At 59.7% G+C, this 21,905-nt stretch carries 21 protein-coding genes and 1 pseudogene; 8 read left to right on the top strand and 14 right to left on the bottom strand.

The window, feature by feature from the left end; all coding sequences use genetic code 11:
- Window positions 1-173: 173 nt before the first annotated feature.
- Window positions 174-1,358, top strand: coding sequence for a C17 cyclopropane fatty acid synthase CfaB (gene cfaB, locus LOY38_RS29870; protein WP_258698282.1), 1,185 nt, complete (start codon window positions 174-176; stop codon window positions 1,356-1,358).
- On the opposite strand, the gene cls is transcribed toward cfaB, so the two are convergent.
- Complete coding sequence (cls, locus tag LOY38_RS29865; RefSeq protein WP_258698281.1) at window positions 1,355-2,794, bottom strand: cardiolipin synthase; 1,440 nt, start codon at window positions 2,792-2,794, stop codon at window positions 1,355-1,357. The two genes, cfaB and cls, sit on opposite strands and share 4 nt — an antisense overlap.
- Window positions 2,795-2,925: 131 nt before the next feature.
- Between cls and LOY38_RS29860 the strand changes: the two genes are divergently transcribed.
- Entirely contained in the window at window positions 2,926-3,447 is a 522-nt protein-coding gene (locus tag LOY38_RS29860; protein ID WP_258698280.1) for a DUF3617 domain-containing protein, read from the top strand.
- A gap of 233 nt (window positions 3,448-3,680) precedes the next feature.
- On the opposite strand, the pseudogene LOY38_RS29855 reads toward LOY38_RS29860, so the two are convergent.
- The 6 genes and pseudogenes from LOY38_RS29855 to folE2 form a co-directional block, all read right to left on the bottom strand.
- Window positions 3,681-4,575, bottom strand: a pseudogene (locus LOY38_RS29855) (amidohydrolase family protein).
- 2 nt (window positions 4,576-4,577) lie between these two features.
- Window positions 4,578-5,138 carry a DapH/DapD/GlmU-related protein gene (locus tag LOY38_RS29850; protein WP_258698279.1) on the bottom strand — a complete coding sequence of 187 codons (561 nt, stop codon included), beginning with the start codon at window positions 5,136-5,138 and terminating at the stop codon, window positions 4,578-4,580.
- Window positions 5,135-6,010, bottom strand: a complete 876-nt coding sequence (locus tag LOY38_RS29845; RefSeq protein WP_258698278.1) for a metal ABC transporter substrate-binding protein — start codon at window positions 6,008-6,010, stop codon at window positions 5,135-5,137. Before LOY38_RS29845 ends, LOY38_RS29850 begins: the two co-directional genes overlap by 4 nt.
- 11 nt (window positions 6,011-6,021) lie before the next feature.
- Window positions 6,022-6,888, bottom strand: a complete 867-nt coding sequence (locus LOY38_RS29840) for a metal ABC transporter permease (protein WP_258698277.1) — start codon at window positions 6,886-6,888, stop codon at window positions 6,022-6,024.
- The gene (locus LOY38_RS29835; protein ID WP_258698276.1) at window positions 6,888-7,556 is read right to left on the bottom strand and encodes a metal ABC transporter ATP-binding protein; all 669 of its coding nucleotides are present in this window, start codon (window positions 7,554-7,556) and stop codon (window positions 6,888-6,890) included. The genes LOY38_RS29840 and LOY38_RS29835 overlap by 1 nt, the downstream gene beginning before the upstream one ends.
- Window positions 7,553-8,449: a GTP cyclohydrolase FolE2 gene (gene folE2, locus LOY38_RS29830; RefSeq protein ID WP_258698275.1), complete on the bottom strand. Its 897-nt coding sequence runs from the start codon at window positions 8,447-8,449 to the stop codon at window positions 7,553-7,555. Before folE2 ends, LOY38_RS29835 begins: the two co-directional genes overlap by 4 nt.
- An 86-nt stretch (window positions 8,450-8,535) precedes the next feature.
- Here folE2 and LOY38_RS29825 point away from each other — a divergent pair, with 86 nt between their 5' ends.
- Window positions 8,536-9,744 (top strand): N-acetylmuramoyl-L-alanine amidase, encoded by a 1,209-nt coding sequence (locus tag LOY38_RS29825; protein ID WP_258698274.1) that lies wholly within the window; start codon window positions 8,536-8,538, stop codon window positions 9,742-9,744.
- On the opposite strand, the gene LOY38_RS29820 is transcribed toward LOY38_RS29825, so the two are convergent.
- The gene (locus tag LOY38_RS29820; RefSeq protein WP_258698273.1) at window positions 9,741-10,118 is read right to left on the bottom strand and encodes a glutamine synthetase; all 378 of its coding nucleotides are present in this window, start codon (window positions 10,116-10,118) and stop codon (window positions 9,741-9,743) included. The two genes, LOY38_RS29825 and LOY38_RS29820, sit on opposite strands and share 4 nt — an antisense overlap.
- Window positions 10,119-10,260: 142 nt before the next feature.
- Between LOY38_RS29820 and zigA the strand changes: the two genes are divergently transcribed.
- Both zigA and LOY38_RS29810 read left to right on the top strand, forming a co-directional pair.
- Window positions 10,261-11,469 carry a zinc metallochaperone GTPase ZigA gene (gene zigA, locus LOY38_RS29815; RefSeq protein ID WP_258698272.1) on the top strand — a complete coding sequence of 403 codons (1,209 nt, stop codon included), beginning with the start codon at window positions 10,261-10,263 and terminating at the stop codon, window positions 11,467-11,469.
- The gene (locus tag LOY38_RS29810) at window positions 11,469-12,119 is read left to right on the top strand and encodes a DUF1826 domain-containing protein (protein ID WP_258698271.1); all 651 of its coding nucleotides are present in this window, start codon (window positions 11,469-11,471) and stop codon (window positions 12,117-12,119) included. Before zigA ends, LOY38_RS29810 begins: the two co-directional genes overlap by 1 nt.
- A 4-nt stretch (window positions 12,120-12,123) precedes the next feature.
- Here LOY38_RS29810 and LOY38_RS29805 read toward each other — a convergent pair whose 3' ends face one another.
- Window positions 12,124-12,480, bottom strand: coding sequence for an NADH:ubiquinone oxidoreductase (locus LOY38_RS29805; RefSeq protein ID WP_258698270.1), 357 nt, complete (start codon window positions 12,478-12,480; stop codon window positions 12,124-12,126).
- 27 nt (window positions 12,481-12,507) lie between these two features.
- Between LOY38_RS29805 and LOY38_RS29800 the strand changes: the two genes are divergently transcribed.
- Entirely contained in the window at window positions 12,508-13,479 is a 972-nt protein-coding gene (locus tag LOY38_RS29800) for a GTP-binding protein (RefSeq protein WP_258698269.1), read from the top strand.
- 141 nt (window positions 13,480-13,620) lie between these two features.
- Here LOY38_RS29800 and LOY38_RS29795 read toward each other — a convergent pair whose 3' ends face one another.
- Complete coding sequence (locus tag LOY38_RS29795; protein WP_258698268.1) at window positions 13,621-14,034, bottom strand: DUF3301 domain-containing protein; 414 nt, start codon at window positions 14,032-14,034, stop codon at window positions 13,621-13,623.
- Window positions 14,035-14,154: 120 nt separating this feature from the next.
- On the opposite strand from LOY38_RS29795, the gene pdxY reads away from it, so the two are divergent.
- Window positions 14,155-15,027 carry a pyridoxal kinase PdxY gene (gene pdxY / locus LOY38_RS29790; protein ID WP_258698267.1) on the top strand — a complete coding sequence of 291 codons (873 nt, stop codon included), beginning with the start codon at window positions 14,155-14,157 and terminating at the stop codon, window positions 15,025-15,027.
- A gap of 145 nt (window positions 15,028-15,172) precedes the next feature.
- Here the strand turns inward: pdxY and LOY38_RS29785 are convergent, their stop codons facing one another.
- Window positions 15,173-15,655 (bottom strand): acyl-CoA thioesterase, encoded by a 483-nt coding sequence (locus LOY38_RS29785; RefSeq protein WP_253417501.1) that lies wholly within the window; start codon window positions 15,653-15,655, stop codon window positions 15,173-15,175.
- 203 nt (window positions 15,656-15,858) lie between these two features.
- On the opposite strand from LOY38_RS29785, the gene LOY38_RS29780 reads away from it, so the two are divergent.
- The gene (locus LOY38_RS29780; protein WP_258698266.1) at window positions 15,859-17,622 is read left to right on the top strand and encodes a cation:proton antiporter; all 1,764 of its coding nucleotides are present in this window, start codon (window positions 15,859-15,861) and stop codon (window positions 17,620-17,622) included.
- 161 nt (window positions 17,623-17,783) lie between these two features.
- On the opposite strand, the gene LOY38_RS29775 is transcribed toward LOY38_RS29780, so the two are convergent.
- From LOY38_RS29775 to uvrD, 3 genes are all read right to left on the bottom strand, one after another.
- Window positions 17,784-18,191 carry an SMI1/KNR4 family protein gene (locus LOY38_RS29775; protein WP_008007803.1) on the bottom strand — a complete coding sequence of 136 codons (408 nt, stop codon included), beginning with the start codon at window positions 18,189-18,191 and terminating at the stop codon, window positions 17,784-17,786.
- A 136-nt stretch (window positions 18,192-18,327) separates the two neighbouring features.
- Window positions 18,328-19,200, bottom strand: coding sequence for a Tim44 domain-containing protein (locus LOY38_RS29770; RefSeq protein WP_258698265.1), 873 nt, complete (start codon window positions 19,198-19,200; stop codon window positions 18,328-18,330).
- 313 nt (window positions 19,201-19,513) lie between these two features.
- Window positions 19,514-21,697, bottom strand: coding sequence for a DNA helicase II (gene uvrD, locus LOY38_RS29765; protein ID WP_258698264.1), 2,184 nt, complete (start codon window positions 21,695-21,697; stop codon window positions 19,514-19,516).
- Between the last annotated feature and the right edge of the window lie 208 nt (window positions 21,698-21,905).

Here is a 21,905-nt window from a genome sequence, read left to right as displayed (position 1 = left end):
GCCGGATTTGTAGTCATCTAGGGTAAGGCGGTCATTTTCAATGATCGCCCGTGGGATGGTTTCAGTGTTGCAGGCAACATCGGGAATAGAAAAAGGCTGTTAATTCGATAGCCTGCTATTTTTCAAGGATGGTCTACCCTCAGATTTGACGTCTGAAACAAGGGGGACTTTTCATGCTCGCGCAACTTCCACCGGCCTTACAGAATCTGCAATTACCGCTTCGCTTGCGGCTCTGGGACGGCCATGAGTTCAATCTGGGGCCGACGCCCAGCGTCACCATTGTGGTCAAGGACCCGCATATGGTTACCCAGTTCACCCATCCAAGCCTCGACGCGTTGGGGGCGGCGTTTGTCGAAGGCAGGCTGGAGCTTGAAGGCTCCATCAGCGAGGTGATTCGTGTCTGCGATGAATGGAGTCAGGCGCTGATCAACGAGGACGACGATGAGCAACCGGTGCGCTCGGTTCACGACAAGGAAACCGACGCCAAAGCCATCTCCTACCACTACGACCTCTCCAACGCGTTTTATCAGCTGTGGCTCGACAGCGACATGGCGTATTCCTGCGCCTACTTCGAGACCGGCAGTGAAACCCTCGAGCAAGCTCAGCAAGCCAAGTTTCGCCACCTGTGCCGCAAGTTGCGGTTGCAGCCAGGCGAGTATCTGCTGGATATCGGTTGCGGCTGGGGCGGGTTGGCGCGGTATGCGGCTCGGGAGTTCGGCGCGAAGGTGTTCGGGATCACGCTCAGTAAAGAGCAATTGGATTTGGCTCGTGAGCGGGTGAAAGCCGAAGGCCTGGAGGATCAGATCGAACTGCAACTGCTCGATTACCGCGATCTGCCTCAGGACGGGCGCTTCGACAAGGTGGTCAGCGTCGGCATGTTCGAACACGTCGGCCACGCGAACCTGGCCGAGTACTGCAAAACCTTGTTCGGCGCGGTGAAAGAGGGCGGCCTGGTGATGAACCACGGGATCACCGCCAAACACATCGACGGTCGTCCGGTTGGGCGCGGTGCCGGTGAGTTCATCGAGAAGTACGTGTTCCCCAACGGCGAGCTGCCGCACCTGTCGATGATCTCGGCCGAGATCAGCGACGCGGGGCTGGAGATCGTCGACGTCGAGAGTTTGCGCCTGCATTACGCGCGGACCCTGGACCACTGGAGCGAACGCCTGGAGGACAATCTGGAAGCGGCCGGCAAACTGGTGCCGGAGCAGGCGCTACGGATCTGGCGGTTGTACCTGGCAGGGTGCGCCTATGCCTTCGCCAGAGGCTGGATCAACCTGCATCAAATCCTCGCGGTGAAACCCCATCCCGATGGCAGCCATGAACTGCCGTGGACTCGCGACGACATCTACAACTAGAGAATCGGTGAAATAAGCCGGGCGATTCGCATGCCGACCTGTTGCAGGCGGCGGGTTTCCCGGCCTTCTTCTTTGGCGATTTCGTGAGCCTGGGCGAAGTCGTTGTTGAGCATCTGTTCCACTTCGGCGGCAAACCCGCTGTCGACCGTCAGTAACATCACTTCGAAATTCAGCCGGAACGAACGGTTGTCCATGTTGGCGCTGCCGATGGCGCTGATCTCGTCGTCGATCAGCACCACTTTCTGATGCAGGAAGCCGGGTTGGTAACGGAACACGCGCACTCCGGCACGCACCGCTTCGAAGGCGTACAGACTGGAAGCGGCGTAGACGATCCGGTGATCCGGTCGCGACGGCAACAGGATCCGTACATCCACACCGCGTAACACTGCCAGTCGCAACGCAGCGAATACGGCTTCGTCGGGGATGAAGTAAGGGCTGGTGATCCACACTCGCTCCGTCGCCGCATGGATGGCTTCGACGAAGAACAGCGAACAGGTTTCGTAGGAATCCGCCGGACCGCTGGCCAGCAACTGGCAGAGCACGCCGTCGTCCGGGTAAACGTCCGGCAGGATCAGCGGGGGGAGCGAGCGGGCTGCCCAGAACCAGTCTTCGGCAAAGGACTCCTGCATGCTGGCCACCACCGGCCCACGCACTTGCACGTGAGTATCTCGCCACGGTGCCAGAGGCGGTTTCTCGCCCATGTATTCGTCGCCGACGTTGAGCCCGCCGACAAAACCGACAATCCCGTCGACCACCACTATTTTGCGGTGGTTGCGGAAATTGACCTGAAAGCGGTTGAGCCAGCCGCTGCGGGTGGCGAAGGCTTTGACCTCGATGCCGGCATCGCGCAACGTTTGCACGTAACTGTGGGGCAGGGAGTGGCTGCCAATGCGATCGTAGAGCAGGTAAATCGCCACGCCCTCGGCTGCTTTCTTTGTCAGCAGGGTGTGCAGGCGTTGGCCGAGTCGGTCGTCGTGGATGATGAAAAACTGGATCAGCACCGCTTCCCTGGCGTTGCTGATGGCGTCGAAAATCGCATCGAAGGTGGCTTGGCCATCGATCAGCAAGCGCACGTCATTATTCGCCAGACACGGCATGCGCCCCAGCTGAGGCATCGCCCGCAAAGACGCGTAAGCGCTGGAGGCGCGAGCAGCCAGTGCCTCTTCTACCCAGGGGCGCCAGTTCAGTTCGGAGATGGCCTTGCGCATTTCCTCGTTGGCTTGCCGCCGTGCCTTGATATAGCCATCGAAGGTACTGCGGCCGAAGACCAGATAAGGGATAAGCGTGAGGTAGGGAATGAACAGCAGTGACAGAGCCCAGGCGATCGAGCCTTGGGCGGTCCGAACGGTCAATACGGCATGGATGGCGGCGATCAAGCCCAGTGTGTGCAACAGTGCGATCAGATAACCGAAAACATGCGGTCCGAAATAATCCATGGGGCAGCCTTGCTCCTGAAGATTCAATGCTTAACAGACCATGTTCCGGGCAGAATGTCGCTATTTAATTGGCCCATGAACCGAAGCCCGTGGCTGACGTCTAACGGCCACTAATGATCAGGAGTTACTCGATGAACGTTCGTCTGCTGGGTTTGGCCATGGCGCTTGGTTTGGCACTTCCTGTGGCCGCTCAGGCGCAAATGCTGCAACCGGGTTTATGGGAATTGACCTCAAGCAACATGAAGGTCGATGACCAGAACCTGCCCGATCTTCAACTGATTCTCGGCCAGATACAGAGTCAGATGACCCCTGAACAGCGCGCGCAGCTGGAGAAGCAGGGCATCACCATGGGTGGCAAAGGGATTCGGTCCTGCCTGACTCCTGAGCAGGTGAAGAGCGACAACATTCCATTGACGGACCCACAATCGGGCTGCAAGCAGGAAATCACCGAGCGTACCGGCAACCAGTGGAAATTCCGTTTCAGTTGTCCGAAAGCGCAAGGTGCGGGTGTCGCCACGTTCCTCAGCGATCGTGAGTTCACCACCAAGGTCAATGGCACCTTCAACGCCACCGGCATTCAGCAGAAGGGTAGCCTCGATACTCGTGCTGTGTGGTTGGGTCAGGATTGCGGGACTGTGAAGCCAAGGGCCTAAAGGCTTCGCGGGCAAGCCTCCGTTCCTTCGGAATGTTGATGACCCGTAGGAACGAGGCTTGCCCGCGAAGGCGTCCGCTCAGGCACTTTCAGTCTTTGGCGGATTCAACAATTCACACACCGCCTCAATCCCTTGCGCCCCAAAATCCTCTCCACTGCAGCTGCGCATACTGACAACCCCCCCGTCCTTTTCCTTCTTCCCCACCACCAACAGATACGGTATCTAAACGTGCGTTAGCGCATGAACCGCAGGGGTAATCCCTGACAGCTGTCGTATAGACGATTGGCGTGCCAGGCAATTTGCCCCGATACGATCGTGGTGCTGACGCTGTGGCGAAAGCGATGCTGGACGAAAGGCGTCCAGCCGCATTGCGAAAGGATCGGTTGAGTGGAAACGGCAACGCCATCGGGCTCGGGTTTGATCAACACCAGGTCGGCCCAATAGCCTTCACGCAGGTAGCCACGGTCGGGGATGGCAAACAGATCGGCGACCCGGTGACTGGTTTTGGCCACGAGGGTGGTGATCGACAAGACCTCATCGACTACCAGTTCCAGCAGCGCGGGCAGGGCGTGTTGCACCAGTGGCAAACCGGATGGTGCCTGGCTGTAGGGTCGCTGTTTTTCAGCCCAGGTGTGAGACGCGTGATCGCTGCCGATCACGTCCAGTCGATTGCTCGACAGTGCTTTGCGCAAGGCGTCTCGGTCGGCCTGGGTCTTGATCGCCGGGTTGCGTTTGATCAGGTTGCCGAGGCTCGGGTAGTCACGGTTGTCGAACAGCAAGTGGTGCAGACAAACCTCGGCGCTTCTTGTCGGCCAGTGCGGCGAGGGTCAGGGTGGCCGGGGAGGTGTTGGGCATGTCCATGAAACTGGTGATGCCGCCGGCCACCGCCGCTCGAGATTCGCTATGAAAGCTGCCCTTGTCCGGTGCTCCGGGGTCACGGAAATGCACTTGGTCATCGATCATGCCCGGCAACAGCCATTGGCCGTCGGCGTCGAGTTCCACGGCGGCCGTTTCACCTTCGATGCTGCTGGCGATCTTGACGATACGTCCGTGGTTCACCAATAAATCGCCATCGAATTCTCGACCTTCGTTCACCAGCCGGGCGTTGCGAATCAGCACGCTGCTCATGGTCAGAACTCGTTCTGAAGGGCTTTGTAGCCACGGACTAAATCAACGTTGGTGCGTGCCACGTCTTCGGAAAACTCCGAGGCGCTGACGCTCACCGGTGGGAACTGCGACAGGTCAGTGTTGGGACCGATGCGCGTGGTGGAGGGCACGTAGAAGGCTTCAGGCAAGTCACGACCATCGACCACCGAGTTGTGCCGCACCACGCAGCCGTCACCAACCGCGCAGTTGAACAGCACGCTGTTGAAACCGATGAACACGCGATTGCCGACGGTGCAGGGGCCATGGACGATGGAGCGGTGGGCGATGGAGCTGTACTCGCCGATGGTCACCGCCGCGCCAGACTTGGAGTGGATCACCACGCCATCCTGGATGTTCGAATTGGCGCCGATGGTGATCGGCTCCATCTCGCCCGAGTCATCCACTTCGTCGGCGCGAATCACCGCGTAGGGGCCGACGAAGACGTTCTCGCCAATCACCACTTTGCCGCAGATGATTGCGGTTTTATCTACATACGCGGACTCCGCAATCAACGGCAGATCGCCTGAGGGATTCTTGCGGATCATGGCTTGCTCAACGCGTCGTACAAGGTGTTGAGGTTGTATTCGAACAGCCCGGTGAAGGTGCTGGCCGGGCCGGCTGCTGCGAGGGCATCGGAGTACAACGTGCCGCCGATATGCGCGCCGCTTTCATCCGCGATTTGCTTGAGCAGGCGTGCGTCTTTGATGTTCTCCATGAACACCGCTTTGACCTTGGCCTGACGGATCTGAGTGATCAGCGCAGCGACCTCGGCGGCCGAAGGTTCGCGTTCTGTGGACAGACCTTGAGGCGCCATGAAGTCGATGCCGTAAGCCTGACCGAGATAGCCGAAGGCGTCATGGGAGGTCACGATTTTGCGATTACCCGGCGGAAGCGAACCCAGCTTGGCTTTGGCCTCGGCGAGCAGGGCGTAGATCTTTTTCAGGTAGGCCTGGCTGTTGTGTTCGTAGTCGGCTTTATTGGCAGGGTCGGCGGCGATCAGCGCTTTGGTGATGTTGCTGATGTACAACTCGGTGTTCGCCAGGTTGTGCCAGGCGTGTGGGTCCGGGATGGTTTCGCCATCTTCATCCAGCGAGCGCGGAATAACACCATGGCTGGCGCTGATTACCGGAGCTTTGGTCTCGGTGCTGGTCACCAGACGGTCCAGCCATGGCTCGAAACCCAGTCCGTTCTTGATGATCAGCCTGGCCTTGAGCAATGCCTTCGCATCGTCCGGAGTCGGCTCGTAGGTGTGGGCATCGGCGTCCGGGCCGACCATGTTGGTGATCTGAATATGATCGCCGCCAACCTGATGAGTCATGTCGGCGAGGATGCTGAAGCTGGTGACTACCTGGAGTTTTTCCGCGGCAGACAACGACATCGACAGCATCAAACTGAACAGCACGAGTAAAGCGCGCATCGGGTAACACCTCATTGGGATGTGAGCAAAGGCGGGCGGCGCAGCAAACCGTGCACCGGACCGAACACCACGGACAGCAGATACAAACCACCAGCCACCAGCACGATCGCCGGGCCGCTGGGCAGCGAGTAGTAGAACGACAGCAATAATCCGAACCAGACCGAGAGACAGCCGAGCAGCGCAGCGATGCCCATCAGTACCGGCAAGCGGCGACTCCAGAAGCGAGAAGCGGCGGCCGGCAACATCATCAAGCCGACCACCATCAGCGCGCCGATGGCCTGGAAGCCAATCACCAGGTTCAGCACCACCAGGGTCAGAAATACCCCGTGAGCCAGTGGCCCGAGGCGGCTGACGGTTTGTAGAAAGAGCGGGTCGAGGGTGTCCAGCAACAATGGTTTGTAGATGAGGAGCATGGCGATCAGGCTGAAGCCCGAGACCCAAAGCATGCCGGTCAACGTCGGACCATCTACCGCCAGCGCCGAGCCAAACAGCAGGTGCAACAGGTCCAGCCGCTTGCCGGCGATGCCGAGGATCAACACGCCGCTAGCCAGCGATATCGGGTAGATCGCGGCCAGGCTGGCGTCTTCCCGCAGGCCAGTACGGCGGGTGATCCAGGCGGCCAGGCCGGCCATGCTCAGGCCGGCACCGAGGCCGCCGATGGTCAGCGCGGGCAGGCTCAATCCGGCGAACCAGAAGCCCAATGCGGCACCTGGCAAGATGCCGTGAGCCACCGCGTCGCCGATCAGGCTCATGCGCCGCAGGATCAGAAACACCCCAAGCGGGGCGGTGCTGCATGCCAGAACCAAGCCACCGAGCAGTGCCCGGCGCATGAACACGAACTCGTGGAACGGTTGCCAAAGCTGAGCGGCAGCGATCATCAGGCCACCTGCGTCTGGTGTTGTTGGCGAATCAGATCGGTGCTCGGGCCGAGGACGCAGCCGCTGCTTTTGATCGATAGGGCTTGTGGGATGTGTTGGCGCACGGCCGCCAGGTCATGACACACCACGACCAGGGTTCGGCCGTCGGCATGCCAGGCGTGGATGTGTTTCCAGAGCAGCGCCTGACCAAGCTCGTCGAGGGCGGCGTGGGGTTCGTCGAGCAGCAGCAAGGGCGCTTCGGCGAGGCTTAGCCGGGCGAGCAGGGCGCGCTGCAATTCGCCTCCGGAGAGGGCCATCAATGGGCGATGCTCCAAGCCTGTCAGACACCAGTCTTCCAGCGCAGACTTGAGGCGCCGGCTGCGTATCTCCGGAGCTTGTTTGCTGCCCCAGAACCCGGCAGCCACCAACTCTTGCAGACTGATGGGGAATTGCCGGTCCAGGTGTTGTTGCTGAGGCAGGAACGAAAGGCCGCCTTTGCGTGGAACATCAATGATGACTTTTCCGGTCAGAGGCTTTTGCAGACCGGCGATGACTTTTAGCAGGCTGCTTTTACCCGAACCGTTGGCACCGATGACGGCGGTCAGACTTCCTTTGGGTAATTGGAAATCCACCGACGGAGTGAGCGGTTGACCGGGAGCTCCCCAGCGCAAGGCTTGGCATTGGATCATGCGGCCTCCCAATTCCAGCGACTTTCAGCGACAGCATCGTGGGCATGAAGACTTTCGGCGTGAACGACTCGCACATGAAAGGCGTTGATGCCCGGGGAGCGTTTCAGGGCCAGATTCAAGCGTCGGGCGGCGTCTTCGCAGAACATCAGGTTCTGACCGTTGGCGAGGGCGAAAGCTTGTTCGTCGGCGCGTTTCACGGCGGTTTGCACAGCGGTGCCGAGGGCCGCTTCCGCGTCGTTGATCGCGGCGATCAGCGGCAGGTCATCCAGATAGTCGTGCAGACGCAGCTGCAATTGCGCGTTGCTGCGTTGGCTATGCGGCGTCGCGACGATGCCTTTCGTGGAGCCGAGCCAAGCCAGAACGTCTGCGTGTTGCAATGGTTGATTGGCGAAGTCATCAACGAATTGCTGCTGAATCAACTGCCTCGAAAGTGCTGCTGAGCACGGGCAGGTTGAGGAATAAGGAACGTCGATTTTAAGTTCCACGTGGAACATCTTGTTTTTCAAACGCGCTTCGATGCTCACCGGATAAGTTTTCCAACCGGCCAACGGACTGACGAGTGCGGGTCTTTTGAGCAGCAGATCGGTATGAATTTTTAGGTAAGCGTTGTGGGAAAGTCCTTCATGAGTCTCTAGAAAACTCTGCAAGACTCGCCGCAACAACGCGGGTGAAAGGTTTTCCTGCTCAAGCATTTCCAACGCCAGATACAGCCGCGACATATGAATGCCGCGCGCCTCTCCATCGTCGAGGCTAACACCAGCGTCGGCCTTTGCACTCAGTCGCTGGCCATCGAATGAAACAGGAAGAGCAATGCCGCACATGCCCACCCAATCGAGTGGCAGGGCTTGGCGTGAGGCCTGCGCGGCGATATCCGGCAGAGTCAGCGCATTCATGAGCAGGTCCATCGTGGGAGTTGATTTGGCATGTTATATTATAACAATCAAATCGACGATGCCTTTTTCGTGAACGAGCTTTCATCATGCACAGACGTCACTTGCTCAACCTGATTCTGGCCAGCGCGGCCTTCGCTTTACCCTTTGGTGCGTCGGCCACGCAAATTCGCAATGCACGACTGTGGCGTTCCGACGACAAGCTGCGACTGGTGTTCGATCTGAGCGGGCCGGTGCAGTACAAGACGTTTTCCCTGAGTGCTCCAGAGCGGCTGATCATCGATCTGAGTGGCGCCAACCTAAGTGGCGACTTCAGTCAGTTGGTGCTCAGCAACACGGTGATTCGCGCGATCCGTTCCGGACATTTCGGCCAGGGCGATACGCGGATCGTCCTCGACCTCAGCGGCCCGGTGCAACTCAACAGTTTCCTGCTGCCGCCGCAGGATGGGCAGGGGCATCGATTGGTGCTCGATCTGAAGACTGCTACGCCGCTACAGATCGCAGCGGCGCCGGCGGAGAAACGCGAACCCGTCACCGACAAGTCTCACCCCAAGCGCGACATCGTCGTGGTGGTCGACCCTGGTCATGGCGGCAAAGACCCGGGCGCGGTCGGTGCCAAAGGTGAGCGGGAAAAAGACGTGGTGCTCTCGATCGCCCAATTGCTGGCCAAGCGGCTGAAGCGCGAGAAGGGCTTCGACGTGAAACTGGTGCGCAACGACGACTTCTTCGTCCCGCTACGCAAACGGGTGGAGATCGCCCGCAAGCACAATGCCGACATGTTCATCTCGGTTCATGCGGACGCGGCGCCGCGTCTCACCGCTTCAGGTGCGTCGGTGTACTGCCTGTCCGAAGGCGGCGCGACCTCGGCCACGGCGCGCTTCATGGCGCAACGGGAGAACGGTGCGGACCTGTTGGGCGCCACCAGCTTGCTCAATCTCAAGGACAAGGATCCGATGCTCGCCGGGGTGATTCTCGACATGTCGATGAACGCCACTATCGCCGCCAGTTTGCAACTGGGCAGCACCGTGCTCGGCAGCCTGGCGGGCATCACCACGCTGCATCAGAAGCGCGTGGAACAAGCGGGATTCGCTGTATTGAAGTCGCCGGATGTGCCGTCGATTCTGGTGGAAACCGGCTTCATCTCAAACGCCCGCGACAGTCAGCGACTGGTGACTGCCCGCCATCAGCAAGCCGTGGCAGATGGTTTGTTCGAAGGTTTGCAGCGCTATTTTCAGAAGAACCCACCGATGAACAGCTACATCGCCTGGCAGCAGGAACAGAAAAAAACGCAGGCCTAGCAGCCGGTCATCCGGCTACACGTGAACTTGCCACTGCTGCCGCCGGAGCTGGAGAACCGATTGATGGTTGTCCAGCCAACCCGGCGGTTGTAGCCGACCCACGCTTCGCCATCGGACGCGATGCCGGTAAAGAACGTCAGTTGCCCGTAACGGCTATTGGTTTGCGCCCAATAGCGTTTACCGGCCACTTCAAAGCCGCGCAAGTAGATCGTGCTACCGACGGTGTTAACGCTGTAGGCATTGCCGTCGGCATCCACGCAGGCCAGCAGATTGGCGCTGCGGGTGCATTTGGCCAGGCTGGGGATTTGTCCCCAGGCATCGACCGCGATCAGTAGCGAAAGACTCAACAGCGAGAGTCTCAGGGCGTTTCCCATGGCATTTGTCAAGGGGCGGACGGGTTAAAGCATCGTGCCCTTTGTCTTGGTGAGCAAGAGGGGAGTGGCTAGATTGCATTGTTATACTATAGCTTAAATTAAGCCCGACATTGCGACCGGGCATCCCTGTGAGGAATACCTGATGCCCAATCGTCTCCCCGTGACCGTCCTGTCGGGCTTTCTCGGCGCCGGAAAAAGTACACTGCTTAATTACGTACTACGTAATCGCGATAATTTGCGGGTCGCGGTGATCGTCAACGACATGAGCGAGATCAATATCGATGGCAGTGAAGTTCAGCGTGATGTCAGCCTGAACCGTGCCGAAGAAAAACTCGTGGAAATGAGCAACGGCTGCATTTGCTGCACCTTGAGGGAAGATTTGCTCGAAGAGGTCAGCAAACTCGCCAAGGACGGTCGTTTCGATTATCTGTTGATCGAATCCACGGGCATCTCAGAGCCGCTTCCCGTGGCGGAAACCTTCACGTTTCGCGATGAAGCAGGGCAGAGCCTGGCCGACATTGCGCGGCTCGACACCATGGTCACCGTGGTCGACGGCATGAACTTCCTGCTCGACTATCAGGCCGCCGAAAGCCTCGCTTCCCGTGGCGAAACCCTGGGCGAGGAGGACGAACGCTCGATCACCGACCTGTTGATCGAGCAAATCGAGTTCGCTGACGTGATCCTGATCAGCAAGATCGATTTGATCAGCAGCAGCGAACGCCAGGAGTTGATCGCGATCCTTGAACGGCTCAATGCCCAGGCGGAAATCATTCCGATGGTCATGGGCGAAGTGCCGCTCAGGAAAATCCTCAACACCGGCCGCTTCGACTTCGAAAAGGCCGCTCAGGCGCCAGGATGGTTACAGGAATTGCGCGGTGAACACGTGCCGGAAACCGAGGAATACGGTATCGCCTCCACGGCTTATCGGGCGCGGCGACCGTTTCATCCGCAGCGCTTCTTCAGCTTCATTGACCGTCCGTGGGTGAACGGCAAACTGCTGCGTTCCAAGGGCTTTTTCTGGCTGGCCAGCAAACACATGGATGCCGGCAGCTGGTCCCAGGCCGGCGGCTTGATGCGCCACGGCTTTGCCGGGCGCTGGTGGCGTTTCGTGCCGAAAAATCAGTGGCCGCAAGACGAAGAAAGCACCGCCGGGATCATGGAAAACTGGACGGCCGCCACCGGCGATTGCCGTCAGGAACTGGTGTTTATCGGCCAGAACATCGACTTTGCGCAACTCACCGCCGAACTCGATAACTGTCTGCTGACGGATGCTGAAATGGCCTTGGGTGTCGAGGGCTGGCGGTTGCTGCCTGATCCGTTCGGCCCTTGGCATGAAGAGGCGGCTGCCTGATGTTGGCGCCCAGTCTGAAGCGGCGATCGGTCATTGGTCAGGTTCAAGGTGATACGCCCAAAGCGCTGACCGGGATTCTGGATGACGGCGTAAACCTCGGCCTCTGGCAACGCCAACTGCCGGCACACATTGCCGATTTCGGTCGCTTGCTGTTGTCCCTGAACGAACCGCTGGCCGAGTCGCTTTCCCTGGAAATGCCCAGTGAGGACGCCGAACCCAATCTCCACGGTTTAGCCTCAGGCTTCAGCGATCTGGAAGGCTACGAAGGCTTCATCTCCGACGTTTCCTGGCTGGTCAGCGCTTTCGCCTGCCTATTGGGCGCCCAGCGCATCGGCCTGCGCCTGCGGGTTCTGGACAAAGCCATGTGCCCGCGTTTCCACGTCGATCATGTGCCGGTGCGGTTGATCACCACCTACGCAGGTATTGGCAGCCAGTGGCTGAAGGAAGGGGCGATGGATCGCCGGCAATTAGGCAAACCGGACGCCGAACCGCAGGACGACTCGCTGATCCAGCAGATCGCCAGTGGCGAAGTGGCGCTGCTCAAAGGAGAGAAGTGGCACGGCAACGAAGGCTTCGGTCTGATCCACCGCTCACCGCAGCCGGCACCGGGCGAGCGCCGTTTGATCCTGACCCTCGACTGGTTGAGCTAGCTGCTCAAGGTTTGAGCCAGGTTCCCTGGCTCTGGGCTTCGCAAAACGGTTTCAAATACGCCGCGTCGGTAGCCACGCCGTAATAGTGAATATCCTGCCGGTAAGGCATATTGGCGACTTGAGCGTTGTTGCACACCCCGAATGCGCCAGTGGGGCATTGGTCGACGTACTGCACCTCGACTTTCTGTCCGGGAAGGTTCGGCTTGCAGAATCCGTCGGCGAACAGTTTTTCCGGGATGTTACGGTTTTGCTGGCAAACCTTCACGTCGAGCCGCTCAGCCGTACTGTGCACCACGCAGGCCTGGGCCAGCGCTTCGCCCGATGTGAGCGCCAGAAGCAACGACCATCCCATCAACCGCATCCTTTACCTCCTCAGAAAACCTCGACCATGTTGCAGAACATTCCGACCCACGTCATTGCCGGCCCGCTGGGTGCCGGCAAGACCAGCCTGATCAAGCACCTGCTGGCGCAACGGCCGGCCGGTGAGCGCTGGGCGGTGCTGATCAACGAGTTCGGCCAGATCGGCCTGGATGCTGCGCTGTTGACTCAGGACGCCGATGGTATCGCACTGGGGGAAGTGGCCGGGGGCTGTTTGTGTTGCGTCAATGGTGCGCCGTTTCAGATCGGCCTCGGGCGGTTGCTGCGCAAGGCACGACCGGATCGACTGTTCATTGAGCCTTCCGGGCTGGGGCATCCGGCGCAGTTGCTCAAGCAATTAAGTGAGGCTCCATGGCGAGGCGTCCTGGCGGTGCAACCCTGTGTGCTGGTGCTGGATGCCCAGGCGCTCGCGGCCGGAAAACCGCTGCCTGCGGCGCAACAGCACGCGCTGGACAGTGCCGGGTTGCTGTTGCTGAACAAGGCAGAAAGCCTCGACGACAGTGATCGCCAGCGAATCGCCGCACAGTTGCCGACGCGTCCTTTGTATTGGACGCAGCAAGCTGTCTTGCCGTTGAGCGAGTTACCGGGCCTCAAGGCTCAGGCTGTGGCAGGTTTGGATAACTTCATCGTGCCCAAGGGATTGTCGCAGATGCCGGCCATCTGGACCGACCCCACGTTGCCGATTTGCTTGAGTCAGGCGCAAGAGGGCGGCTGGAGCATCGGCTGGCGCTGGCATCCGGGTCAGATATTCGATGCCGTACTAATCGGGAAGTGGCTTGAGCGCCTTGAGTGGCGGCGGGCGAAGCTGGTTATCCACAGTGTCGAGGGGTGGATATCGGCCAACGCATTGGATAACTCGTTACTGGATTGGCAACCCAGCGAATGGCGTCGGGATTCGCGTATCGAGCTGATTTTCAGTGAGCCGCAGGCTGTTGAAGTGCTGCAGGAAGGTCTGGCGGGATGCAGGGTTCAAGCGAACTAGCTGGTTTTTTGCACCGCCTGTGCAGGCCTCTTCACGAGCAAGCCCCACAGGGGGCTTGGGAGGCACGCAAGTTGTGCAGCACAACAGATCAAATGTGGGAGCGGGCTTGCTCGCGAATGGATTTAGCTGACGACAACTACTTCAAGGCCGCCACTTGGTGTGTTCTTGCCGCCACTGGCTCAACTCAATCACCTCGGCGCTGGGCTTCGCGATATCGACCACTGGCGGTGTATCGTCGAACGGCATCGGGTAGGGCGCGAGCTCGATCTGTGCGCTATGGGCGCCGAACTGGGTGATGGTGCCGGTGTGGCGGGTTTCGCCGGTCACGGTGAACTCAAAGTCATACACACGGGCCAGGCGCCGACGGCCGTTGGCATCTTTAATGAATGCGATCTTTTTCAAGGCTACGTTGCCGTCCAGCAACTCGATCCGTAGCTTGGCGCAATGCTGCTGAACCCGCTCCAGCGCACGTTCGCGCAAGCCGTGGTTGTGCCACAACCACGCGCCACCGGAGGCGAGCAGCATCAGCACGAAGATATTTCCGAGGGTCAGCATCAACAGGGTGCTCCAACAATATAGTGCCAGCTTAACTGCGTCTCTGGTCTGTCGTACAGGCTGCGTTTAGTCGCATACTGCGCGGCTCGAATTTCAATCGGTTTACGGAAAACTCACCGCATGAAACGTACGCCCCATCTGCTCGCCATCCAGTCCCACGTGGTGTTCGGCCACGCTGGCAACAGCGCCGCGGTTTTCCCGATGCAGCGGGTCGGGGTGAACGTCTGGCCGCTCAATACCGTGCAGTTCTCCAACCACACGCAATATGGCCAGTGGGCCGGGGAAGTGTTGTCCCCGCATCAGATTCCGGAACTGGTGGAAGGGATTGCGGCGATTGGCGAATTGGGCAACTGCGACGCCGTGTTGTCCGGCTACCTCGGCAGCGCGGCCCAGGGCCGGGCGATTCTGGTGGGGGTGGAGCGAATCAAATCGATCAATCCCAAAGCCTTATACCTCTGCGATCCGGTGATGGGCCATCCAGAGAAGGGGTGCAGCGTTCCAGCCGAAGTCAGCGATTTTCTGCTGGAAGAGGCGGCGGCGATGGCCGACTTCATGTGCCCGAACCAGCTGGAGCTGAACAGCTTCTCGGGGCGCAAGGCGCAGTCGTTGTTCGATTGCCTGGCCATGGCGCGGGCGCTATTGGCGCGCGGTCCGAAGGCGGTGCTGGTCAAGCATCTCGACTATCCCGGCAAACTGGCGGATGGCTTCGAGATGTTACTGGTGACCGCTGAAGGCAGCTGGCACTTGCGTCGGCCGCTGCTGGCGTTTCCGCGTCAGCCGGTGGGCGTTGGGGATCTGACTTCCGGGCTGTTCCTGGCGCGCGTGCTGCTGGGTGACAGTCTGGTGAGTGCCTTTGAATTCACCGCAGCGGCGGTGCATGAAGTGCTGCTGGAAACCCAGGCTTGCGCCAGCTATGAGCTGGAACTGGTGCGGGCGCAGGACCGGATCGCCCATCCCCGGGTGCGGTTCGAGGCGACTGCGATCAGCCTCTGATCCGCGTTGGCCCCATTCGCGAGCAAGCCCGCTCCCAAAATAAATCTTCAGTGCACACATATTTTGTGTACGACAGAGAACCAGAGTGGGAGCGGGCTTGCTCGCGAAGACGATCTCATGAACACCATCAAACTGACGGAATAGCTCAGGCGTCGCCCTTGATTTCCTGATAGCGCTTTTCCAGTTCCTGACGAATCTGCCGACGCTGCTGGGCCTGCATGTACCGACGCTTGTCTTCGCTGTGCTGCGGTTGCAGCGGCGGGACGGCGGCCGGTTTGCGCTGGTCATCCACCGCGACCATGGTGAAGAAGCAGCTGTTGGTGTGGCGCACCGAGCGCTCGCGGATGTTCTCGGTCACGACCTTGATGCCGACCTCCATCGAGGTATTGCCGGTGTAGTTGACCGAGGCCAGAAAGGTCACCAGTTCGCCGACGTGAATCGGTTCGCGGAAGATCACCTGATCCACCGACAGGGTCACCACGTAGCGGCCGGCATACCGGCTGGCGCAGGCGTAGGCCACTTCATCGAGGTATTTGAGCAAGGTGCCGCCGTGGACATTGCCAGAGAAGTTGGCCATGTCGGGGGTCATCAATACCGTCATCGACAGCTGGGCGTTTCCGGGTTCCATAACGTACTCACGGGTTCAAGGCAGGGTTTCGGGGTTACACCTCTGCGGGTGCCTGGTCGGTGTTTTTCAAACCAACGTTATCGGGACGCCGGGCGGGCCGCCGCCGTCACGCCCGAATCGATCTGTTTCCATATATTGCACCGTCTTCCCGCCGGAAGTCGCGGTGTTACCCTTCAAAAGCCCACCCCAAGGAGCCACACACCGTGCATGCCATCAGTTTCATTCAGGATCTGGCAGTGATCATGTTGATCGCGGGTGTGGTGACCGTGCTCTTTCATCGTCTCAAACAACCGGTGGTGCTCGGTTATATCGTCGCCGGCTTCATCATCGGCCCGCACACGCCGCCCTTCGGCCTGATCCACGACGAAGAAACCATCAAGACCCTCGCCGAGCTCGGGGTGATTTTCCTGATGTTCTGCCTGGGGCTGGAGTTCAGCCTGCGAAAGCTGTTCAAGGTCGGCGCCACGGCGTTTATCGCGGCCTTTCTGGAAATCGTCCTGATGATCTGGATCGGCTACGAAATCGGCCGCTGGTTCGACTGGAATACCATGGACTCGCTGTTCCTCGGCGCGATCCTGGCGATTTCCTCGACCACCATCATCGTCAAGGCGCTCAACGATCTGAAGATGAAGAACGAGCGTTTTGCACAGCTGATCTTCGGCGTACTGATCGTCGAAGACATCCTTGGCATCGGCATCATCGCCTTGCTGTCGAGCATCGCGGTCAGCGGCACAGTCAGTTCCGGCGAAGTGTTTTCCACGGTCGGCAAGCTTTCACTGTTCATGATTGTCGCACTGGTCATCGGTATTCTGCTGGTGCCGCGACTACTGGCCTATGTGGCAAAATTCGAAAGCAACGAGATGTTGTTGATCACCGTGCTGGGCCTGTGTTTCGGCTTCTGCCTGCTGGTGGTCAAACTTGAATACAGCATGGTCCTCGGCGCGTTCCTGATCGGCGCGATCATGGCCGAATCGCGGCAACTGCTGAAAATCGAGCAGTTGATCGAGCCGGTTCGCGACCTGTTCAGTGCCATCTTCTTCGTCGCCATCGGCCTGATGCTCGACCCAATGATCCTGCTGCAATACGCCTGGCCGATTGCGGTAATCACTGTGGCCGTGGTGTTGGGCAAGATGCTGTCCTGCGGTCTTGGCGCGTTTATCGCCGGCAATGACGGACGCACCTCACTGCGCGTGGGGATGGGGCTTTCCCAGATTGGCGAATTTTCTTTCATCATCGCGGCGTTGGGCATGACGCTGCAGGTCACCAGCAACTTTCTCTATCCGGTAGCTGTGGCCGTCTCGGTGATCACCACGCTGCTGACGCCGTATCTGATACGCGCAGCCGATCCGCTGTCGCTCAAGCTTGCCGTGGTGATGCCGCAGCGTCTGGGCCGTGTGCTGGGGATGTATGGCGAATGGCTGCGCAGCATCCAGCCTCAAGGTGAGGGCGCGCTGTTGGCATCGATGATTCGACGGATTCTGTTGCAGGTAGGGGTCAATCTGGCGCTGGTGGTTGCGATCTTTTTATCGGGCGCCTTCTTCGCCGAGCGCATGTCCGTTTACCTGCAGGGCTGGATCAGCGACCCGAGCTGGCAGAAGGCGTTGATCTGGGGTGGGGCGTTGCTGCTGTCATTGCCGTTCCTGATCGCCGCCTATCGCAAACTCAAGGCGCTGTCGATGCTGCTGGCAGAGATGGGGGTGAAGCCCGAGATGGCCGGCCGCCACACTCAGCGAGTGCGTCGGGTGATCGCCGAAGTGATCCCGATCCTCTCGCTATTGGTGATTTTCCTGCTGCTGGCAGCCTTGTCGGCCAGTATTCTGCCGACCAACAAGTTGCTGGTGCTGATCGTCGTAGTCGCGGCCGCCGTGGTGGCACTGCTCTGGCGTTGGTTCATCCGTGTGCATACGCGGATGCAGGTGGCCTTGCTGGAAACGCTGGACAATCACAAGGATGCATCAGGCCACTGACGTTGCGCGTCTGTAGCTGCTGCCGAAGGCTGCGTTCGGCTGCGTAGCAGCCGCAAGTCAGGCGCTGAGGTGATTCAGGTTAACCGAGTGTCAGGGTTCACGACTGCTTCGCAGCCGAACGCAGGCTGCGCCAGCTGCTACAAAGTCGGGGTTAGGGCGGATCAGCTTTCCAGCCAGACGTCCCGCGCCCAGTGCCACACCGACTCCCAGGTTTCTTCGGCGATCAGCTCTTCTTCGGCCAACCACAGCACCACGGTGCCATCTTCTTCGACCAGGTAGTAATTGTCACCGTCCTGGCAGATCGGAATCATGCTGCGATCGACGCCAGCATCCCAGGCGTTGGCGGCAACGTCCGGCAGATAGGTGTGGGATTGCGGGTCGGTGACGGTCACCGGCTCCAGGCTGCCGTAGACCACGTCGCTGACGGTCAGCAGGAACTCTCTGAAGACAAACGGGATGTCGATGAACAGTTGCTCTTCGATTTCCACAATCTGATCTTCGTCTGGCAACTCCAAGGGGACCGGTACCGGTTCGTTGGCTTCACGCAGTTGTTCGATGATTTCTTCCACGTCCGGGATCCTCTTGCTTGATGGCGCGGTTTGGTTGGGGCGGTTTATACAGTAGCTCGCTATAGATGCAACCGCGAAATAGAAAACCCCGGCCGAGGCCGGGGTTTTATTACAACAGTTGAAACGCGGGAAGTGATCAGCCGTTCTGGCGGATACCGGCCACCAGCCAAGGCTGGTTTTCGCCCTGTGGACGTTCCATGTTCCAGCTTTCGCTGAACACTTCGCCCTGGTCGAAACGCGAGGTTTTCGACACGCCGCTGAAGGTCAGGGTGGCGATGGTCTTGTCCGCACGGTCATCAACGCCGTCCAGCTGTACCTGAAGGTTATCGATGTAAGTCGACTGGAAACCGTCGCCCAGATCGGCGCGTTCACGCTTGAGGAACTCCAGCAGTTGCGGGGTCACGAACTCGGCGATCTTGTCCATTTCGTTGGCGTCCCAGTGCTGCTGCAGGGACTGGAAGTGGTTGCGGGCGGCTTCGACGAAGCGCTCTTCGTTGAACCAGGCTGGCGCATTGATCACAGGGCGCGCGGCAGCAGGTGCAGCCGAACCGCCGAAGATCGAACCCATGGCTGGTTTCTGCTCGAACACTTCACGTTGCATCGGCGCGCCGGCTGGAGCCATGTGCTCCTGCTGCTTGCGACGACGAGCGGCGATGAAACGGAAGACCAGGAAGGCGATGACCGCCATGATCAGGATGTCGAAGATCTGCATGCCCTGGAAGCCGTCGCCCATGAACATGGAGGCCAGCAGGCCACCGGCAGCGATACCGGCCAGAGGGCCGAGCCAGCGCGAAGCACCGCTGGCCTTGGTAGCGGCGCCAGCAGCACCGGCCGCGCCCGCAGTGGCAGCAGCGCCGCCTGCAGCAGAAGAAGGAGCCATTTGGCTGGTCTGGTGAGTCGGCGCAGCGCCGGAGCTTTTGCCGCCACCAAAGCGCTTGGCGGCATTGGCGTCGAGGCTCATCGTCAGGCCAATGCACAACGCCATGGCGATGCTAAGAAAACGTTTCATAAAGGGAATTCCCATTTGTGGAAGGCACGCGCGCCATGTTGCACAGCTGAAGTGTTACTGGCTAGCGGCAGAGTGTTTCGGGCTTTTGCCTGACAGGTTGTGTTCAGCTTCAGTCAGCGCAATAAGGCCTGTTAACTTTGGTCTGTAGGACGAGTGTATGAGTTCTGTAGGAAAAGCGACCAGCGCCACTACGCGATCAAACTGTGGGAGCGAGCCTGCTCGCGATAGTCGCACCGCGGAACAACAGAAACACCGCGTCATCGTTCATCGCGAGCAGGCTCGCTCCCACAGAAATGCGCCCTGACGGTAGCCTTTAAACGGCTTCCAGCTTGGCGTAACCCAGCATCAACCACTTGCTGCCTTCGCTGAAGTTCACCTGCACCCGCGCCTGAGCGCCGGCGCCTTCGAAATTCAGGATCACACCGTCGCCGAACACCGAGTGCCGCACCGTCTGGCCAAGGCTGAACCCGGTCTCCGGGATCTCGCTGCCGCCGAACAGGCTGCTGGAGCTCTGCTGCTGGCCGCCACCGAACGGACGGCTGACGCTGTTGGACAGCCGCACTTCCTGGATCAGGCCTTTCGGAACTTCACGTACGAAACGCGACACCTTGTTATAGGTCTCGCTGCCATACAGGCGTCTGGTTTCAGCATAGGTCAGCACCAGGTTCTGCATCGCCCGGGTGATACCGACGTAGGCCAGGCGGCGTTCCTCTTCAAGACGGCCGGGTTCTTCCAGGCTCATCTTGTGCGGAAACAGGCCTTCTTCCATGCCCACCAGGAACACGTAAGGGAATTCCAGGCCCTTGGCGCTGTGCAGGGTCATCAACTGGATGCTGTCTTCGTGCTCGTCGGCCTGGGTATCTCCGGCCTCCAGGGAGGCGTGACCGAGGAACGCCGCCAATGGCGACTGCTCTTCGTCCTCTTCCGGGTTTTCGAAGTTGCGCGCGGCGCTGACCAGCTCCTCAAGGTTTTCTACACGGGCCTGGCCTTTCTCGCCTTTTTCCGCCTGGTGGTAGGCGATCAGTCCCGACTGTTCGATGACGGTCTGGGTCATCAGGTGCAGCGGCATTTCCAGGCACTTGGCGGCAAGGTTCTCGATCAGCTCCATAAACGCCCCAAGAGCACCGGCAGCGCGGCCAGTCAGGCCTTTATTGGCCACCAGCTGACGCATGGCTTCCCACATCGACACCTCGCTGTGGCGCGCATGATCGCGGATGGCTTCGACGGTTTTCTCGCCGATGCCACGGGCCGGAACGTTGATCACCCGCTCCAGGGCCGCATCGTTGCCACGGCCTTCCAGCAATCGCAGGTACGCCATGGCGTTCTTGATTTCTGCCCGTTCGAAGAAGCGCTGACCGCCATAGATGCGGTACGGAATGCGCTCGCGCAGCAAGGCTTCTTCCAAAACGCGCGATTGGGCGTTGGAGCGGTACAAAATCGCGATATCGCTACGAGCCAAGCCGGTTTTCAGCGCACTTTCAATGGTTTCAACCACGTAGCGTGCTTCGTCGTGCTCGTTGAAGGCGGCGTACAGATTGATTGCTTCGCCTTCGCCGCCATCGGTCCACAACTCTTTGCCCATGCGCCCGGTGTTGTTGGCGATCAGGGCGTTGGCGGCCTTGAGGATCCCGGCTGTGGAGCGGTAGTTTTGCTCCAGACGAATGATCTGGGCATCCGGGAAGTCGTCGGAATACTGATAAATGTTCTCGATTTTCGCGCCACGCCAGCCATAGATCGACTGATCGTCGTCGCCGACCACCATCAGGCTGTCGCCACCCTTGGCCAGCAGGCGCAACCAGGCGTACTGCACGGCGTTGGTGTCCTGGAACTCGTCCACCAGAATGTGCCGGAAGCGCTTCTGATAATGGGCGAGCAGTCCCGGGTTATCGCGCCACAGATCGAGGGCGCGCAGCAGCAGTTCGGAGAAGTCGATGACGCCGGCGCGCAGGCAAGCAGCCTCGTAGGCTTCATAAATGCTGCGCATGGTCGCCAGGAACAGATCGCCGCTGGCTTGAATATGTTGCGGACGCAGACCTTCGTCTTTCTGCCCGTTGATGAACCACTGGGCCTGACGGGCCGGCCAGCGTTGCTCGTCCAGGCCCAGTTCGCGGATCACCCGCTTGACCAGCCGTTGCTGGTCGTCGCTGTCGAGAATCTGGAAGGTCTGGCTCAGCCCGGCTTCCTGCCAGTGCGCCCGCAGCAAGCGGTGCGCCAGGCCGTGGAAGGTGCCGACCCACATGCCGGCCGGGTTGATACCCATCAGCTGCTCGATGCGGTGACGCATCTCGGCAGCGGCCTTGTTGGTGAAGGTCACCGACAGAATGGAGTGGGGCGAGGCGTTCTCGACCTGGATTAACCAGGCGATACGGTGCACCAGCACTCGGGTTTTACCGGAGCCAGCACCGGCCAGGACCAACTGACGACCCACGGAGGCAGCTACGGCCTGGCGTTGGGCATCGTTGAGGGAGTTCAGCAGAAGGGAGAGATCATCGCGCATCGGGGCATTCTAGGGTGCGCCGTCACACCGGGCAAACCGAGCTTTGCATTAGCCGATGAAAGAAGCACCGATGACGACCGGTCGGTCACTGGCTGCAGGCGTGGGCGGCCGATATTTTTGTCTATATTTATGACCTGGACCAGTTTGGTCCGGGCATTTGCTTGTGTATGCTCCGTTCACAACTCGAGCTCACATGCTCACTATAAGA

This window comes from Pseudomonas sp. B21-015 (assembly GCF_024749285.1).
Classification (GTDB): Bacteria; Pseudomonadota; Gammaproteobacteria; order Pseudomonadales; family Pseudomonadaceae; genus Aquipseudomonas.
This window is presented reverse-complemented; position numbering and strand designations above follow the sequence as displayed.